Source organism: Cetobacterium sp. ZOR0034 (genome assembly GCF_000799075.1).
Lineage (GTDB): Bacteria > Fusobacteriota > Fusobacteriia > Fusobacteriales > Fusobacteriaceae > Cetobacterium_A.
In genome coordinates this window covers 1-956 of the sequence record NZ_JTLI01000101.1, presented here as the reverse complement: position 1 = coordinate 956, position 956 = coordinate 1, and the positions used below count along the sequence as shown (strand labels likewise).

At 39.1% G+C, this 956-nt stretch carries 2 protein-coding genes; one reads left to right on the top strand and one right to left on the bottom strand.

What is annotated here, in order from left to right; translation table 11 throughout:
* Positions 1-454 (top strand): hypothetical protein (locus L992_RS13705; RefSeq protein WP_047396622.1); only part of this gene is annotated, 454 nt, incomplete at its 5' end.
* Here L992_RS13705 and L992_RS13700 read toward each other — a convergent pair.
* Positions 446-956, bottom strand: a 511-nt coding sequence (locus L992_RS13700) for a hypothetical protein (protein WP_047396620.1), incomplete at its 5' end; no start/stop codon positions are given. The genes L992_RS13705 and L992_RS13700 overlap by 9 nt on opposite strands.

Below are 956 nucleotides of genomic sequence, written 5' to 3'. Positions count from 1 at the left end.
GCAAAAGCAAGAAGGTAGATTTTTACAGGGAACTAGCGGTTCTGAAAGTGCAGGTGGAACTGGTGGAGCATCAACAGTAACTCTTACTACAAGCCATCTACCAGCTCATAATCATGGCGGTTCTGTTACAATTGCTTCAGCTGGAGACCATAGGCATCAAGTTGATAACCATGCCCATACTCAGCCACCTCATGTTCATACATATGAACGTTTTACAATAAATGCAAATGCTTCTTCAAAATCTGCGGAATATACAAATGATGATTACAAATGGCAATCTACAAATACTTCTAGCAATGGCGGAGAAAATACAGGAGGTTCAGCACCAAATACAAATACAACTGGTTTACATGGACACAGTGCAACCTTATCTATAAATAATACTGGAAGTGGAAGCTCATTTAGTATTATTCCACTATATTTAAAGGTAAATATATGGAAAAGATTAACTTAATCTCTTCCATATACAAACTGTATAGTAAGGTGGCATTATATCAAACGATGTTCCTGACCCAGTATTTCCTATAGAGATACTTGGTGTTGAACTAGATGTCGTTACATTTGTTGTATTTACTGTTATAGCTGGAGTCGCAGAACCTGTATTATCTCCACCTGAAGTTGAGGTGTAGTTTCTTCTTACAGAAGGGTCAGCTCCAGCATTCCTTCTATATCTAGCATCTGCTACAGAGCCGAACGGTCCTTGATGTTCTGAAGGCGTTCCAGATTCGTGATTATGAGAAGGTTGTGTATGAACATGTGAAGCCTGTGTAGCTGTATGATTATGGTTAGCAGTATGTGTATGGCCTCCTTGTGAAGCACTATGATTGTGTACTGGAATATTTGCTAAAGCTAAGGTAACAGAACTTCTTCCTCCAGTTGTACTAGGACTAGCTGAACCATAAAGAAATCTGTTCTCAATCTTACTCCAAGTAGTATTAGGATATAGGGTTGCAGGG